We start from the raw sequence: 15,532 nt of genomic DNA on the forward strand, positions 1-15,532 counted from the left end.
ATGACGCACCGCGCGCCGGTGCCCCACACGATCCAAGGAGTGACGAGACATGAGCGACAGAAGCTGGCTGTTCACCAGTGAATCGGTGTCAGAGGGACACCCGGACAAGGTCTGCGACCGGATTTCGGATGCCATCCTCGATGCCTTCCTGGCCGAGGATCCCCTTGCCCGCGTGGCCTGCGAAACGCTGGCGACGACCGACCACGTCACCATCGCAGGCGAGGTGCGCGGCCCCAACTCCGTGCGTCAGAAGGTCGAAGAAATCGCCCGCGACGCGATCCGCGACATCGGCTACGAGCAGTCCGGTTTTTCGTGGAAGACCTGTGCGGTGAATAACCTTCTGCACGAACAGTCGGCCGACATCGCGCAAGGCGTGGACGAAGGCGACAAGGGCGAGGAAGGCGCAGGCGACCAGGGCATCATGTTCGGCTATGCCTGCAACGAAACGCCGGAACTGATGCCCATGCCGATCCTCGTGGCGCACCGCATCCTGCGGCTGATGGCCGAGGCACGCAAATCCGGCGCGCAGCCGGGCTTCGGTCCCGACGCGAAAAGCCAGGTGACCCTGCGCTACGAGGGCGGGAAGCCCGTCGCGGTGGATACCGTCGTCGTGTCGACCCAGCATGCCGAAGACCTGTCCACCGCAGAGGTGCGCGAGCTCGTGAAGCCCTTCGTCGAGATGTCGATGCCCGAGGGTTGGACGGAACTCGACGATTCCAAGCTGATCGTGAACCCCACGGGGCGGTTCGTGATCGGCGGTCCCGATGGCGATGCGGGCCTGACGGGGCGCAAGATCATCGTGGACACCTACGGGGGTGCTGCCCCCCATGGTGGCGGCGCGTTCTCGGGGAAGGACCCGACCAAGGTGGACCGCTCGGCGGCCTATGTCGCGCGCTACCTCGCCAAGAACGTCGTGGCCGCGGGGCTGGCCGAGAAGTGCCAGATCCAGCTTGCCTATGCCATCGGCGTGCCGCAGCCCGTGGCTGTTTATGTGGATACGCTGGGCACGGGCCAAGCGGACGAGGACGCGATCTCGCGCGCGCTTCAGGACATGGTCAAGCTGACCCCGCGCGGCATCCGCACGCAGCTCGACCTGCTGAAACCGATCTATGCCCGCACCGCCGCCTATGGCCATTTCGGGCGCGAACCCGATGCCGATGGCGGCTTTTCGTGGGAACGCACCGATCTTGCCGCGGAACTGGCCAGCCGTTTCGGCGCCAGCGCCGCCGCGCAGTGACATTCAGAGGATAGGATCACATGAACACCCAGGAACAGATCGCCGCCGATTACATCGTCAAGGACATCGCGTTGGCCGCATATGGCCGCAAGGAACTTGACATCGCCGAGACCGAGATGCCGGGCCTGATGGCCCTACGGCAGGAATTCGGCGAGGCGAAACCGCTGAAGGGCGCGCGGATCGTCGGATCGCTGCACATGACGATCCAGACCGCCGTCCTGATCGAGACGCTGAACGCCCTTGGCGCCGAGGTCCGCTGGGCGTCCTGCAACATCTTCTCGACCCAGGACCACGCCGCGGCCGCGATCGCGGCGGGGGGCACGCCCGTGTTCGCCATCAAGGGCCAGACGCTGGAAGAACACTGGGATTATCTCGACCGGTCGTTCCAGTTCGCGGACGGGCCGAACATGATCCTCGACGATGGCGGCGACGCGACGCTTTATGTCCTGCTGGGCGCGCGGGCCGAAGCCGGTGAAGACATCATCCCGGTACCCGGCTCCGAGGAGGAAGAGGTCATCAAGAAGCAGATCGCCAAGCGCATGAAGGCGTCGCCCGGCTGGTTCACCAAGACCCGTGACCAGATCAAGGGCGTGTCGGAAGAGACCACCACCGGCGTCAACCGGCTCTACCAGCTGATGCGCGAGGGCGGTCTGCCCTTCCCGGCGATCAACGTGAACGACAGCGTCACGAAATCGAAGTTCGACAACAAGTACGGCTGCAAGGAGTCGCTGGTGGATGGCATCCGCCGCGCCACCGACACGATGATGGCTGGCAAGGTCGCGGTCGTGTGCGGTTACGGTGATGTGGGCAAGGGCTCGGCGGCATCGCTGGCGGGTGCGGGCGCGCGCGTCAAGGTGACCGAGGTCGATCCGATCTGCGCACTTCAGGCGGCGATGGACGGGTTCGAGGTGACGACGCTGGAAGATGTGATCGGCACGGCCGACATCTTCATCACCACGACCGGCAACAAGGACGTGATCCGCATCGAGCATATGCGCGAGATGAAGGACATGGCGATCGTCGGCAATATCGGGCACTTCGACAATGAAATTCAGGTCGCGAGCCTGAAGAACCACAAATGGACCAACATCAAGGATCAGGTGGACATGATCGAGATGCCCGCGGGCAACCGGATCATCCTGCTGTCCGAAGGGCGCCTGCTGAACCTTGGCAACGCGACGGGGCATCCGTCCTTCGTGATGTCGGCGTCCTTCACCAACCAGGTGCTGGCGCAGATCGAACTGTGGACCCGCGGCGACCAGTACAAGAACGAGGTCTACGTGCTGCCCAAGCATCTCGATGAAAAGGTCGCGCGCCTGCATCTCGACCGGATCGGCGTGAAGCTGAGCACCCTGTCGCCTGAGCAGGCGGCCTATATCGGTGTGAAGCCGGAAGGCCCGTTCAAGCCCGAACATTACCGTTATTGACAGGGGGCGGGGCGGCGTCGTGCCGCCCCGACATCGCAAAATGAACAAATCTGAACCGCAAATCGCCGGTATCGGCAATCCGCTGGTGGACGTGCTGGCGTCGGTCGGGCCGGATTCGCCCGCGCGCCACGGCCTGACGGTGGGCGAAATGCATCTCGTGGACGCGGCGACCGCCGCGGCACTCTATGCGGAAATCGGCCCCGGCATTCAGCAATCCGGGGGGTCGGTGGCCAATACCATCGCCCATGTCGGGGATCTGGGTCTCAAGGGCACGTTCCTTGGCAAGGTCGCGGGCGACGATTTGGGGGCGGTGTTCCGGTCCGACATGGCGGCGTTGGGGATCACCGTCCCGGTAGCCGATCAGGTCGGGGGCAATGCCACGGGCCATTGCGTCGTGATGGTCACGCCGGATGGCGAACGGACGATGTCCACCCATCTGGGGGCCTGCGTCGATCTGCACCCCGATGACCTGCCCGATCATCTTCCGCCCGAGACGGCGATCCTGCTGGTCGAAGGCTACCATTTCGACGCCCCGCATGGGGCCGCCAACGTGGCACGCGCCGTGGAACTGGCGCGCGGCGTGGGCGCGCGCGTGGCGCTGACACCGTCCGATGCCGCCTGCGTGGACCGCCAGCGCGACGCGATGCTGGCGCTGATCGAAGGCGATTGCGACATTCTCATCGGCAACGAGATCGAACTGGCCGCCCTGTCGGGTGCGCCCGATCCGATGTCGGCCCTGCATTGGGCGCTGGAGCATGTGAGCACTGTGGCGCTGACCCGGTCCGAGAACGGTGCGTTCGTGTCCGATGGCGGACCCGTGGCCGAGATCGCGGCGGAGCCAGTCGCAAAGGTCGTGGACACGACCGGTGCGGGCGATGCCTTCGCCGCCGGGTTCCTCGTGGCGCTTGCGCGGGGCAGCAACGTGGCCGAGGCGGGGCGCGAAGGTGCGCGGCTTGCGGCGCGCGTGATCGGCCATTTCGGCGCGCGCGAGGGCACGAAAGCAGCCTGACGACCGCGTCGACAAGCCATCAGGTATGCAGATCGGGCGGGATCATTTCCGCCCGATTCTTGGCTCCGTTCCCGCACGGAGCCGACGGATGTTCTCGGCATGGCGGTAGAAGACCAGCGCAGCCAAGGCGATGGCGAGCGCGATGATGTCCGTGCGGCCCAGCATGAGAGCCGCGACAGGACCCAGCCCCGCAGCCACCAGTGCCGAAAGCGACGAGATGCGGCTGAGCGCCGCCGCGATAGCCCAGAGCCCGCAGGCGGCAAGGCCCACGGGCCATGCCAGCGCGATCAGCGTGCCGAGGAAGGTGGCGACCCCCTTGCCGCCGCGAAAGCCGAGATAGACCGGGAAGCAATGGCCAAGGAAGGCGGCGAAGCCCGCGACCTGTGCCGCATCGGGCCCCAGCGCCGCGCGTGCCGCCAGCACCGCCGCCGCCCCCTTGCCCGCATCGCAAATCAGCGTCAACAACGCCGCAAGTCGGTTGCCGGTGCGCAGCACGTTCGTGGCGCCGATATTGCCGGACCCGATCTTGCGCAGGTCGCCCAGCCCGAACAGCCGCGCCATCACGATGCCGAAGGGCACGGAGCCCAGCAGGTAGGCCGCCAGCGCCGTCAGCGCCATCAGCGCGGGCGGTGTGGTCAGCGCCGGGATCATCCGAACACCCGGTATCCGCCGACCCACGTGCCGCGCACCCGCCCCTGGAGCCGCGCACCGTCGAAGGGGGTGTTCTTGGACTTGGAGTGCAGCGTGAACCGGTCGAGCACGAAAGGTGCGTCCGGATCGAACAGGACAAGGTCGGCAGGCGCGCCCACGGATAGTTGTCCTCCTGGCAGCCCGAGCCTGCGCGCGGGATTCAGCGATAGCGCCCGGAACAGGCCCGGCAGGTCCATGTCACCGGAATGATAGAGCCGCAACGCCGCGGGCAGGAGCGTTTCCAGCCCCACGGCACCCGACGCGGCCTCCTCGAACGGCAGGCGCTTGCTCTCCTCGTCCTGCGGGGTGTGCATGGAGCAGATCACGTCGATCAGGCCGTCGCGCAGCGCCTCCACCATCGCCGCGCGATCCTCTTCGTGGCGCAGGGGGGGCTTGAGCTTGAAGAAGCTGCGATAATCGCCCACGTCCAGAGTGTTCAGCGTCAGGTGGTGGATCGAGATGCCAGCGGTCACGTCGAGCCCCGCCTCGCGCGCACGGCGCAGGGCGGGCAGGGCGCAGGCCGTGGTGATCTGGTCGGCGTGGTAACGCGCGCCGGTCATTTCCACGAGCGCGAGATCCCGTTCCAGCCCCATGCGTTCGGCCATGGGCGACACGGCGGGCAGGCCGCGCAGCGTGGCGAACTTGCCGCTGGTGATGCCCGCCCCCGCGCTGAGTTGCGGTTCCTGCGGGTGGCCGATCACCAGCGCACCAAGCCCGCGCGCATAGGTCAGGCAGCGGATCAGCACGCGGGTATCGCGGCAGACCCGGTCGCCATCGGTGAACGCCAGCGCGCCCGCATCGAGCAGGAAACCGATCTCGGTCATCTCGCGGCCTTCGCGGGCGCGGGTCAGGGTCGCCATGGCGGCCATGTTCACCGGGGCGGCCTCCCGCCCCCGGCGCAGCACGAATTCCAGCACCTCCGGGCTGTCGATGGGGGTCAGCGTGTCGGGCCGCATGACCACGGTGGTGACGCCACCCGCCGCGGCCGCGCGCCCGCCGGTCTTGAAGCTTTCCTTGTGCCGCTCGCCCGGTTCGCCCAGCTTGACGCCCATGTCCACGATGCCGGGTGCAAGGCACGCGCCCGCGCAGTCGATGACATGGGGTGCGTCCGGCGGGGCGTCGGTGCCGCGCGCGGCGATCGTGCTGCCGTCGACCAGCAACCAGCCGGGCACATCGGTGCCGGTTTCCGGATCGATCAGCCTTGCGTTGTCGAACAGGGTCGTGGTCATCTGGGTTCCTGCTGGAGTTGCCGCATGAGGCTGAACACCCGGTCCGGGTCGGGCAGGTGGGTGAAGCCCACGCGGCGGCGGTCGGTGCCGCGCTTTGTGCGCACGATGTCGGTGGCGAACCAGATGTCGCGCCCGTCGCGGTCAAGCCGTGTCGCGGGCGTGATGGGATAGGCGGCCAGCTGGCGGCGTCCCAGCACGTTCGTGGCGATGAAGGCGCGCTCATCGGTCAGGGTATACCATGTCCGGCGCCGGACATGGGCCTGCCACAGCCGTTCGCCCCCGGCGCGCTTGAGCCCGATCACGAGGAACGGCAGCCCGAAGAGCGGGAAGACGAGGCCGATGAACGTGCCCCCCGGCAGCTGCCCCAGCGCCATGGCCATCCAGAACAGCGCGAAACCCGCGAAGGCGCCACCGAAGATGCCGTCCGACAGCCGCCAGCCGGTGAAATCGGGCGCGGGGTCTGGCTGACCCTGCCACAGGACCCTTTCGCCGGGGTTGAGAATGCCCGCCCAGCCATCGCCCGTCATGATCCGCCCCCCAGCGCAAGCAGAAGCACGATCAGTGCCGCCGCGACCACCAGCGCGCCGATGGCCAGCGGGCGCAGCCCGCCGCGCACGGGCGCCGGTTCGGGTGCGGGTGGTGCCGGTACGGGATCGGGTTGCGGCGGCGGCGCGGGCGGTGCCTCGCGGCGGCGGGTGAAAGCGGCCAGTGGGGTCAGGCACGGCGACAGGGCGATCGTCTCGGCGCGGCCGGCGAAGGCCGGGGACATGACCAGCAGGATATGCCCCGCCGCGCGCCCCAGCGCCGCCGATTGCGCCGCCAGTTGTTCGTCTGGTATGTCGTGCCCGGCGCGCAGATAGGTCGCAAGACCGATGGCGCGAACATCGGCGACCGGTACAAGCGTGATCCATTGCGGATCGACATGCCCCACCCCCAGCGCCGCGGCCACCAGCGCCGGGGCAGTGCCGTCATCAGCCACGAGAGCAGCGCGCAGGGCTGCGCCGTCGGGATGTTCCGTGTCGATGGTAAAAAGCCGCACATGGCCGGATTCGCCCGCCACGACACGCAAATCCCGGCCGGTCATGCCGCCCCCAGCCCTTCGGCCCGCAGGTTGCGCGCCAAAAGGTCCATCGCCGCCATGCGCACCGCGACACCCATTTCGACCTGTTCCTGTATGACGCTGCGATTGATGTCGTCGGCAAGGATCCCGTCGATCTCCACCCCGCGGTTCATGGGCCCCGGATGCATCACGATGGCGTCGTCGGCGGCATGGGACAGTTTCTCGGGATCGAGCCCGTAGCGGTGGTAATACTCCCGCTCGGACGGGATGAAGCCGCCATCCATCCGCTCGCGTTGCAGCCGCAGCATCATCACCACGTCGCAGCCGGCCAGCCCGTCGCGCATGTCGTCATAGACTTCCACGCCCAGTTCGCCGATCTCGGACGGCATCAGCGTGGGTGGCCCGATCAGGCGCACGCGGTTTTCCATCTTGTGCAGCAGAAGGATGTTGGACCGTGCCACGCGGGAATGGGCGATGTCGCCGCAGATCGCCACGTTCAGCCGGTGCAGCCGCCCCTTGGCCCGACGGATTGTCAGCGCATCCAGCAGCGCCTGTGTCGGATGTTCATGCCGCCCGTCGCCCGCGTTCAGCACGGCGCAGTTCACCTTCTGCGCCAGCAGGTCCACTGCGCCCGAATGGGGATGGCGCACCACCAGCAGGTCGGGGTGCATCGCATTGAGCGTCAGCGCCGTGTCGATCAGGGTCTCGCCCTTCTTGATGGAACTGGCCTGCATCGACATGTTCATCACGTCCGCGCCCAGCCGCTTGCCCGCCAGTTCGAAACTGGCCTGCGTGCGGGTGGAGGCCTCGAAGAACATGTTGATCTGGGTGAGCCCCGCCAGCACGTCGGCATGTTTCTGCGCGCGGCGGTTCAGGTCCACATAGGTGTCGGCAAGATCCAGAAGCGTCGTGATCTCCAGCGGGTGGAGCGGTTCGATCCCCAGCAGGTGCCGTTGGCGGAATGTCATCGCGCGTCCCCCATGCTTTCCCGGGGCTTATAGGAACAGGCCCACGCGGTCACAAGGGCCCAGCCCGGAAACATTCCGCGCGGCAACGCGGCCGATTGTGCAGCGCCGCGCCGCGCCCTAGATATGGCCCATGCAGGGGATGGACACGGCCCGCGCGATCAAGGCGCTTCTGGACTGGCAGGCGGAACTGGGGGCCGACACGGCGCTCGGCGATCTGCCCGTGGATCGCTACGCCGCACCGCCGCCCGCGAAACCCGCCCCGGCCGCCGACAAGGCCCCCGCGGCGGCTCGCATGGACGACGACCCGGTCGCCCTGGCCGAGGCGATGGCCGCCGCCGCGACCGATCTGGACTCGCTCCGCGCCGCCATGGACGCCTTCGACCGCTGCGAGCTGAAGCACGGGGCGCGGACGCTGGTGTTCAGCGACGGTGTGGCCGGTGCGCGCGTGATGATCCTGGGCGAGGCGCCGGGCCGCGACGAGGACATGCAGGGCAAGCCGTTCGTCGGGCGCGCGGGGCAGCTTCTGGACCGGATGCTCGCCCCCATCGGGCTGTCGCGCACGGCCCCGGACACGGGTGCCGCGGTCTATATCAGCAATCTGATCCCGTGGCGTCCGCCCCAGAACCGCAAGCCCACCGCGCAGGAGATGGCGATGATGGCCCCCTTCGCGCGGCGGCATCTCGCGATCGCGGACCCGGATATCGTCGTGCTGATGGGCAATACCGCCTGCGAGGGCCTGCTGGGCCGGTCGGGCATCACCCGGCTGCGGGGCCAGTGGACGGAGCTTGCGGGTCGGCCCTGCCTGCCGATGCTGCACCCCGCATATCTTTTGCGCAATCCCGCCGCCAAGCGGGAGACATGGGCGGACCTTCTCTCCCTGCGCGCGCGCTTGCATCCCGAAGGGACATCGCCATGAGCCGGATCGACGACACGAGGTCCTTCATGCCCGTGCGCATCGCGCTGCTGACAGTGTCGGACACGCGGCAGGCCGGGGATGACCGGTCCGGCGACACGCTGGCCGACAGGATCGCCGCCGCGGGCCATGTGCTGGCCGTGCGCACGATCCTGCGCGACGAACGGTCCGAGATCGCGGACCGCCTGCGCGCCTGGGTGGCCGATCCCGGCATCGATGTGGTGATCTCCACCGGCGGGACGGGGCTGACAGGCCGCGATGTGACGGTGGAGGCGCACCGGGACGTCTATGAAAAGGAAATCGACGCGTTCGGGACGCTGTTTACCATGGTGTCCTTCGCCAAGATCGGCACCTCGGCGGTGCAAAGCCGGGCGACGGCGGGCGTGGCGGGGGGCACCTACCTGTTCGCGCTGCCCGGCAGCCCCTCGGCCTGCCGTGACGCGTGGGACGAGATCCTGTCGATGCAGCTCGATTATCGCCACAGACCCTGCAATTTCGTGGAGATCCTGCCGCGGCTGGACGAACATCAGCGGCGCAAGTGACGGCACAAGTGACACGGGCCGGTCACGCGGTCCGGTTCGGGAAAGGCAAAGCCATGCTGTTTCTGCGGCAAGCCATGCTCGGGGTTCTTCTGGCAGCGCTGAGCCTTGGCGCGCTCGGCTGGGCGGGCAGCGCCGTCTGGCGCGCGGTGAACCTGGCGATGGGCGAGGCGCCCCAGGACCGCCCCCGGCGGGAGATCGCGGTGTCCGTGCGGGCCGTGACCGTGGTCCCCGGTCCCGCCGAGCCGGTGATCGAGGCGTTCGGGGTGCTGCGCGGCACCCGGACGCTTGATCTGCGTGCGGCGGCGGGTGGTGCGGTGGTGGACCTGTCCGACCCGTTCCGCGACGGGGTTGCGGTGACCGCGGGGCAGGTGCTGGTGCGGATCGACCCGGCGGAGGCGGAAGCCGCACTTGCCACGGCGCGCACCGATCTTGCCGATGCGGAGGCGGCGGAACGGGACACGCGCCGGAACGTGGACCTTGCGCGCGAGGATCTCGCGGTGACGCGGGAACAGGCCGACCTGCGCGCGGCAGCCCTGGCGCGGCAGGAGGATCTGGATGCCCGTGGCGTGGGCAGTGCGGCGGCGGTCGAGACTGCGGCACTGGCGGCGGCGCAGGCCCGGCAATCGGTGGTCGGGCGCAGGCAGGCGCTGGCACAGGCAGAGGCCGCGCTGGACCAGGCCGTGACCGCGACCGCCCGAGCTCGGATCGCACAGTCGGAAGCCGAGCGGCGACTGGCCGACACGACCCTGCGCGCGCCCTTCGACGGGGTGCTGTCGGATGTCGCGGTCACGACGGGCGCACGCGTGACCGCGGGCGAGTTGCTTGCGCAGGTCGTCGATCCGACCGCGCTGGAGGTCGCCTTCCGCCTGTCGACCGCGCAATTCGCGCGGTTGGTGGCAGGTGATGGCGCTATCGCCGACCGGCCCGTGAGCGTCACGCTTGATCCCGGAACGGATGGCGCCATGGCCAGCGCGTCGGACCTGCGTGTCAGCCCCGTGGTGGCCGAAGGCCAGACCGGGCGGGAGCTGTTTGCGCAGCTCGACGGAACGGCAGGTTTCCGGCCCGGCGATATCGTCACCGTCACCATCGCCGAACCGCCGCTAGCGGATGTGGCGACGCTGCCGGCCGCGGCCGTCGCCGCAGATGGCGGCGTGCTTGTGATCGGCCCCGACAACCGGCTGACCGAGGCGCGGGTGGGGATCGTCCGCAGGCAAGGCAACAGTGTCCTTGTGCAGGCTGCGGACGTGGCCGGGGCGGACATCGTGGCCGACCGGACCCCGGCGGTTGGCGCGGGGTTGCTGGTGGAGGTGACGGGCAGGGCCGACCCGCAGCCGGTGTCGTCCGGTGCCGCGCAGAGCGGTGTCATGCTGGAGTTGTCCGATGCGCGCCGCGCGGCGCTTCTGCAACGGCTCGATGCGGATCCTGCGCTCGACTCGGCCGACCGTGACCGGATGCGCGCAGCCTTGCAGGCCGACCGTGTGCCCGCGGCCCTTGTGCGCCGGATCGAAGACGGGCGCGGGGGCTGAACGTGGGGCGCGGGGGCATCCTGGGATATTTCGTCCGCCACCGCACGGCGGCGAACCTGCTGCTGGCAGTGATGGTCGTGCTGGGCGTGGCCGCTGCGTTGAACCTGCGCGCGCAGTATTTCCCCGACATCGTGCTCGACGATATCGGCGTCACCGTGACCTGGGACGGCGCCGGCCCCGAAGACGTGGACCGTGCCATCGTGGCGCCGCTGCTACCCGTGCTCCAGGCGGTCGAAGGCGTCGATGAAACCGATGCCATTGCGCGCGAGGGCAGCGCGCGGATTTCGCTGGAGTTCGAACCCGGCTGGGACATGGCCCGCGCGCTCGACGCCGTTCAGACGGCCGTGGACGGCGTGACCGACCTGCCCGACGATGCCGAAAGGCCCGAGGTCACCCGCCGCGAATGGCGCGATCAGGTGACGGACGTGGTGCTGACCGGGCCGGTGGGCGTGGACCAGATCGCGCGATTCGCCGACGCCTTCGTGCTGCGGCTGTTCGAAGCCCGGGTGACGCGCACCACGATCAGCGGCATTGCCGATGGCCAGACCCGCGTCGTCGTGCAGAGTGCCGACCTGATCCGCCATGACGTCACCCTGTCCGAGATCGCACAGGCCATCGAAGCGGGGGTCGACAGCGCGCCCGCGGGCAACGTGGAAGCCGCCAATGCACGCCTGCGCAGCGGCACATCGCGGGACGGCGTGGCCGATATCACGGCCATCGTGCTGCGCAGCACGCCGGACGGCCGCACCCTGCGCGTGGGCGATGTCGCGCGGATCGAACGGGGCGGCGTCGACCGGGTGGAGGCGTATTTCGTGGACGACGACCCGGCGATCACTGTGCGTGTGGACCGCTCCGCCGCGGGCGATGCCATCGCGCTGCAACGGGTGGTGGCGGACGTGGCGCGGGATTTTGCCGCGACACTGCCCGAAGGCATGCGGGTAGACCTGATCCGTACCCGGTCGGACCAGATCACCGGGCGCATCAACCTTCTTCTGAAGAACGGGCTGACGGGGCTCGTGCTCGTGGTGGGGCTGCTGTTCCTGTTCCTGAACGCGCGCACGGCATTCTGGGTGGCGGCGGGCATCCCCGTGGCGATGGGCGCAGCGCTCGCGGTGATGTACGCAGCCGGGCTCTCGCTGAACATGGTGTCGCTGTTCGGCTTGATCCTGACGCTGGGGATCGTGGTGGACGATGCCATCGTCGTGGGCGAGCACGCCGATTTCCGCGCCCGCACGCTGGGCGAGCCGCCCAGCCTCGCCGCCGAACGCGCGGCGCGGCGCATGGCGCTGCCGGTGTTCTCGGCGGCGCTGACGACGATCCTCGCGTTTCTCGCGCTGACGGTGATCGGCGGACAGTTCGGCACGATGATCTACGACATTCCCATCACCGTGGTCGCGGTGCTCGCCGCGTCGCTGGTGGAATGCTTCCTGATCCTGCCGCATCACATGCGCCATTCGCTCGCGGCGTCGTCGGCGCAGGCCTGGTACGACTGGCCGTCGCGGCAGGTCAATCGCGGCTTTGCCGTGCTGCGCGACCGCGCCTTCCGGCCTTTCACGCGATGGGTCATCATCGCGCGCTACCCCGTGATGGCGGTGCTCGTGGCGCTTCTGGCGAGTCAGGCGGTGCTGCTGATCTCGGGCACCGTGCCGTGGCGGTTCTTCGACGCGCCGGAGCGCGGGTCGATCAGCGCGAATTTCGTGATGCAGCCCACGGCAACGCGGGCCGACACTCTGGCGCAGATGGCGGAGTTGCAGCGTGCGGCCGAAGCCGTGGGCGCGGCGCTCGCCGCCGAGCATGGCCGCGATCCCATGGCCTATGTGCTGGCGCAGGTGGGCGGCAACACCGGGCGCGGGCTGGCCGCGGCGGAGGATCGCGACGCCGATCTGGCCGGGTCCGTCGCGGTGGAACTGATCGACGCCGATGCGCGCCCCTATTCGGCGTTCGAGGTGCTGCGCCGCTTGCAGGCCGAGGTGCAAACCCTGCCAACGACCGAGGAATTGAGTTTTCGCAGCTATCGCGGCGGCCCCGGCGGCGACGCGCTGTCGATCCAGCTTTATGGCGCCGAGACCCTGCAACTGAAGGCGGCGGCCGAAGCGCTGAAACGGCAGTTGGCGCAATTCCCCGAGGTGTCGGCCCTGACCGACACGATGCCCTGGGACAAGCGCGAGGTGACGCTGGAGCTGACCCCGCGCGCGCAGGTTCTCGGCTTTTCCATCGACACCGTGGGCCGGGTACTGCGCGACCGGCTGAACGGGATCGAAGCGCTGAGCATGGCCGACGGGCCGCGCAGCGCCACCATCCGCGTGGAACTCCCCGACAGCGAGAAGACCGCCGATTTCCTCGACCGGACGCTGATGCGCTCGCCATCGGGGCAGTACCTGCCGCTGACCGACCTTGTCAGGATCGAAAGCCGCGACGGGTTCGCCAGCATTCGGCGCGAGAACGGGCTGCGGACCCTGACGGTGACCGGGGATCTGTCGGGCGACGATCCCGCGCGCGCGGCCGAGGTGATGGCGACGCTGGAGACGGAGATCCTGCCGGGGCTGGAGGCAACCCACCAGGTGCGCTGGCAGTTGTCGGGGCTGGCCGAACAGGAGCGCGATTTCCTGAGCGACGCCGCGGTGGGCTTCACCCTGTGCCTGCTCGGCATCTTCTTCACGCTGGCATGGATCTTCGCCAGCTGGGCCCGGCCTCTGGCGATCATGGCGGTCATCCCCTTCGGGTTGATCGGCGCGGTCTGGGGGCATTACGTCTGGGGCGTGCCGCTGTCGATGTTCAGCGTGGTGGGGCTGATCGGGATGACGGGCATCATCATCAACGACAGCATCGTGCTGATCACCACCATCGACGACTATGCCCGAGACCGCGACCTGCGAAGCGCCATCGTCGATGCCGTTGCCGACAGATTGAGGCCGGTGCTGCTGACGACACTGACAACGGTGCTGGGGCTGGCGCCGCTGCTGTACGAAACCTCGACCCAGGCGCAGTTCCTGAAGCCGACGGTGATCACCCTGGTTTACGGGCTGGGCTTCGGGATGGTGCTCGTGCTGGCGGTCGTCCCCGCGCTGCTGGCCAGCGGGCAGGACATCGCGCGGGCGCTCCGCGCGGCGCGGCGATCCTTTGCCCGGCCCTTAGCCCGGCGGGCCGGGCGCGCCGTCTGGCCCATCCGCGCGCTTGCTGCAATGCTGGCTTTGTGGGGGGCCGCGACGCTGGGGGCGCAGATCGTCACGGGCGCCATGGCCGTGCCGGGAACGGGAGAGGCGGGCGGCACCGCGGCGGCCTTCGCGCTGTTCGCCGCCGGGGCGCTGGTGCTGACGCTCGCGGCGATGTTGGCGCTCAGCGTGATCGCGGGCTGGCGCGGTCGGCGCGGCGCGATCTGACCGCGACACGGACCGGGTTGCGCCAGATCACTCCGCGCGGCAGCCTGTCGTCTCGATGGCGCGGCTTTCACCCAGCACGGTGATCCGCAACGCGCCGCGGTCCAGCGCGAAGGGCCGCGCCTCGGGCGGCACAAGCTCGGTCACGGCGGTCAGGCGCGTCCCGTCCCGTGTCACCTCAGCGGGTGAAACCCAGATGTCCGGGCGGCCCGTTTCCACGAAGACGCGTTCCTCCCCGCCCTGCGCGGGCACATCCAGCGTCATCGCCAGCCGCAGCCCGTCGCCGATGGGGCTGATCGCGCAACTGGCCACGCCATCCGGCGCCAGATCCGGCACGGTGTCGAGCGCGGCACGGATCGCCGGGTCGGGTCTGCCCGGACCGGCATCGAGTGCAGCGGTAAAGGCGATCTCGACCGGCAGGCAGATGTCCTGGCACACGCCAAGCGAAGCAGTTCCGCGCAGGCCGACCGCCGTGCCCGGTGCGTCGGGCCAGATCTCCACCGGCAGGACCAGCTCACCGACATAGCCGACCGTTTCCATCCCGGCGCTGTCGAACACGACCGGGCGAGGCCAATGGAACGCCACACGGTCGAGATTGTCGGAGCCGGCGAAATCGATCACCGGCGGGATGCCGCTGTCCCCCGGCACGCGCCAATAGGTCTTCCAGCCGGGCGCCAGCGTCAGGTGCAGCGCGGCCATGCGGCTGCCGCTGTCGGTCTGCCAGCCATGGCGCATCTGCACCTGCACGATGTCGCCAATGCTCTGGGCGTTGATCGGGCTTGCCGCCAAGCAGGCGGCGGCGAAGATACGGAGGGTCAGGGGCGCTGTCATGGCGCCCATGTAGGCGCAAACACCGCCCACGCCCAAGTCACTTTCCGGCGATACAATCGTGGGGCGTCGGCGCAGCGCTTGCACGGGTGGGCAAAGCACGGGTAAAACGACCGTAACTCAAGGGGCTATCGATGGAACTTGCGGGAAAGATGTTGCTCGCCATGCCCGGCATGGGCGATCCGCGCTTCGAGCGGAGCGTGATCTTCCTGTGTGCCCATTCCGACGAGGGCGCGATGGGGCTGATCGTGAACCGCCCCGCGCCGGATCTCAGCTTCGGGCAGCTGTTGGCGCAATTGTCCATCGATCATGCCGAGGGCGCGCCCGCGCCGCAGGTGCATCTGGGCGGACCGGTGGAACACGGGCGCGGCTTCGTGCTGCATTCGGACGATTATGCGCGCACGGATGCGACGCTGGCGGTGCCGGGCGGGTACGGCATGACCGCGACCACCGACGTGCTGGAGGACATCGCCAGCGGTGTGGGGCCGCGCGCAGCACTTCTGGCTTTGGGCTATTCCGGCTGGGGGCCCGGTCAGTTGGAAGGGGAACTCGCGGCCAATGCGTGGCTTGTGGGCGATGCGCATTCCGATCTCGTGTTCGGCACGGACAGCGCGGGCAAATGGGGGGCGGTTCTGGCGCGCATGGGCATCGACCCGATCACCCTGTCGGGGTCCGCCGGGCGGGCCTAGGCGCGGCGCGGCCCGTCGGGGCGCGGGGCCGCGGCGC

14 protein-coding genes are annotated in these 15,532 nt (G+C 69.0%); 8 read left to right on the forward strand and 6 right to left on the reverse strand.

Going from position 1 to position 15,532, the window contains the following annotated elements:
* The first annotated feature begins 49 nt into the window (after positions 1-49).
* The 3 genes from metK to DDE13_RS15155 are packed head-to-tail and all read left to right on the forward strand — an operon-like array spanning position 50 to position 3,673.
* The gene (metK, locus tag DDE13_RS15145) at positions 50-1,237 is read left to right on the forward strand and encodes a methionine adenosyltransferase (protein ID WP_111405128.1); all 1,188 of its coding nucleotides are present in this window, start codon (positions 50-52) and stop codon (positions 1,235-1,237) included.
* Between the two features lie 38 nt (positions 1,238-1,275).
* Positions 1,276-2,664 (forward strand): adenosylhomocysteinase, encoded by a 1,389-nt coding sequence (gene ahcY / locus DDE13_RS15150; protein WP_111405141.1) that lies wholly within the window; start codon positions 1,276-1,278, stop codon positions 2,662-2,664.
* A 40-nt stretch (positions 2,665-2,704) separates the two neighbouring features.
* On the forward strand, positions 2,705-3,673 hold the full coding sequence (locus DDE13_RS15155; RefSeq protein ID WP_111405129.1) for an adenosine kinase: 969 nt from the start codon (positions 2,705-2,707) through the stop codon (positions 3,671-3,673).
* 42 nt (positions 3,674-3,715) lie between these two features.
* Here the strand turns inward: DDE13_RS15155 and plsY are convergent, their stop codons facing one another.
* The 5 genes from plsY to DDE13_RS15180 are packed head-to-tail and all read right to left on the reverse strand — an operon-like array spanning position 3,716 to position 7,620.
* Positions 3,716-4,321 carry a glycerol-3-phosphate 1-O-acyltransferase PlsY gene (plsY, locus tag DDE13_RS15160; RefSeq protein WP_162631041.1) on the reverse strand — a complete coding sequence of 202 codons (606 nt, stop codon included), beginning with the start codon at positions 4,319-4,321 and terminating at the stop codon, positions 3,716-3,718.
* Positions 4,321-5,592: a dihydroorotase gene (gene pyrC / locus DDE13_RS15165; RefSeq protein ID WP_111405131.1), complete on the reverse strand. Its 1,272-nt coding sequence runs from the start codon at positions 5,590-5,592 to the stop codon at positions 4,321-4,323. The genes plsY and pyrC overlap by 1 nt, the downstream gene beginning before the upstream one ends.
* Positions 5,589-6,119, reverse strand: coding sequence for an aspartate carbamoyltransferase catalytic subunit (locus DDE13_RS15170; RefSeq protein ID WP_111405132.1), 531 nt, complete (start codon positions 6,117-6,119; stop codon positions 5,589-5,591). The genes pyrC and DDE13_RS15170 overlap by 4 nt, the downstream gene beginning before the upstream one ends.
* Positions 6,116-6,676, reverse strand: a complete 561-nt coding sequence (locus tag DDE13_RS15175) for a hypothetical protein (RefSeq protein ID WP_111405133.1) — start codon at positions 6,674-6,676, stop codon at positions 6,116-6,118. Before DDE13_RS15175 ends, DDE13_RS15170 begins: the two co-directional genes overlap by 4 nt.
* Positions 6,673-7,620 (reverse strand): aspartate carbamoyltransferase catalytic subunit, encoded by a 948-nt coding sequence (locus DDE13_RS15180; RefSeq protein ID WP_111405134.1) that lies wholly within the window; start codon positions 7,618-7,620, stop codon positions 6,673-6,675. The genes DDE13_RS15175 and DDE13_RS15180 overlap by 4 nt, the downstream gene beginning before the upstream one ends.
* Positions 7,621-7,750: 130 nt before the next feature.
* On the opposite strand from DDE13_RS15180, the gene DDE13_RS15185 reads away from it, so the two are divergent.
* The 4 genes from DDE13_RS15185 to DDE13_RS15200 are packed head-to-tail and all read left to right on the forward strand — an operon-like array spanning position 7,751 to position 13,981.
* Positions 7,751-8,536: a uracil-DNA glycosylase gene (locus tag DDE13_RS15185; RefSeq protein ID WP_235868721.1), complete on the forward strand. Its 786-nt coding sequence runs from the start codon at positions 7,751-7,753 to the stop codon at positions 8,534-8,536.
* Positions 8,533-9,075 carry a molybdenum cofactor biosynthesis protein B gene (gene moaB / locus DDE13_RS15190; RefSeq protein ID WP_111405135.1) on the forward strand — a complete coding sequence of 181 codons (543 nt, stop codon included), beginning with the start codon at positions 8,533-8,535 and terminating at the stop codon, positions 9,073-9,075. The genes DDE13_RS15185 and moaB overlap by 4 nt, the downstream gene beginning before the upstream one ends.
* 53 nt (positions 9,076-9,128) lie before the next feature.
* Complete coding sequence (locus DDE13_RS15195; RefSeq protein ID WP_111405136.1) at positions 9,129-10,601, forward strand: efflux RND transporter periplasmic adaptor subunit; 1,473 nt, start codon at positions 9,129-9,131, stop codon at positions 10,599-10,601.
* Between the two features lie 2 nt (positions 10,602-10,603).
* Positions 10,604-13,981 (forward strand): efflux RND transporter permease subunit, encoded by a 3,378-nt coding sequence (locus DDE13_RS15200; protein WP_111405137.1) that lies wholly within the window; start codon positions 10,604-10,606, stop codon positions 13,979-13,981.
* A 27-nt stretch (positions 13,982-14,008) separates the two neighbouring features.
* Here DDE13_RS15200 and DDE13_RS15205 read toward each other — a convergent pair whose 3' ends face one another.
* Positions 14,009-14,809 (reverse strand): protein-disulfide reductase DsbD domain-containing protein, encoded by an 801-nt coding sequence (locus DDE13_RS15205; RefSeq protein WP_162631040.1) that lies wholly within the window; start codon positions 14,807-14,809, stop codon positions 14,009-14,011.
* Positions 14,810-14,940: 131 nt separating this feature from the next.
* Here DDE13_RS15205 and DDE13_RS15210 point away from each other — a divergent pair, with 131 nt between their 5' ends.
* Entirely contained in the window at positions 14,941-15,495 is a 555-nt protein-coding gene (locus DDE13_RS15210) for a YqgE/AlgH family protein (protein ID WP_111405139.1), read from the forward strand.
* Positions 15,496-15,532: the final 37 nt, after the last annotated feature.

It is taken from the genome of Meridianimarinicoccus zhengii (genome assembly GCF_003254465.1).
In the GTDB taxonomy this organism is placed as follows: Bacteria; Pseudomonadota; Alphaproteobacteria; order Rhodobacterales; family Rhodobacteraceae; genus Meridianimarinicoccus; species Meridianimarinicoccus zhengii.

Excerpts from the sequence above, each read along its gene's own strand:
- metK (WP_111405128.1), top strand. The coding sequence starts at position 50 with ATGAGCGACAGAAGCTGGCTGTTCACCAGTGAATCGGTGTCAGAGGGA.
- DDE13_RS15155 (WP_111405129.1), top strand. The coding sequence starts at position 2,705 with ATGAACAAATCTGAACCGCAAATCGCCGGTATCGGCAATCCGCTGGTG.
- pyrC (WP_111405131.1), bottom strand. The coding sequence starts at position 5,592 with ATGACCACGACCCTGTTCGACAACGCAAGGCTGATCGATCCGGAAACC.
- DDE13_RS15170 (WP_111405132.1), bottom strand. The coding sequence starts at position 6,119 with ATGACGGGCGATGGCTGGGCGGGCATTCTCAACCCCGGCGAAAGGGTC.
- DDE13_RS15175 (WP_111405133.1), bottom strand. The coding sequence starts at position 6,676 with ATGACCGGCCGGGATTTGCGTGTCGTGGCGGGCGAATCCGGCCATGTG.
- DDE13_RS15180 (WP_111405134.1), bottom strand. The coding sequence starts at position 7,620 with ATGACATTCCGCCAACGGCACCTGCTGGGGATCGAACCGCTCCACCCG.
- DDE13_RS15185 (WP_235868721.1), top strand. The coding sequence starts at position 7,751 with ATGCAGGGGATGGACACGGCCCGCGCGATCAAGGCGCTTCTGGACTGG.
- moaB (WP_111405135.1), top strand. The coding sequence starts at position 8,533 with ATGAGCCGGATCGACGACACGAGGTCCTTCATGCCCGTGCGCATCGCG.
- DDE13_RS15195 (WP_111405136.1), top strand. The coding sequence starts at position 9,129 with ATGCTGTTTCTGCGGCAAGCCATGCTCGGGGTTCTTCTGGCAGCGCTG.
- DDE13_RS15205 (WP_162631040.1), bottom strand. The coding sequence starts at position 14,809 with ATGACAGCGCCCCTGACCCTCCGTATCTTCGCCGCCGCCTGCTTGGCG.
- DDE13_RS15210 (WP_111405139.1), top strand. The coding sequence starts at position 14,941 with ATGGAACTTGCGGGAAAGATGTTGCTCGCCATGCCCGGCATGGGCGAT.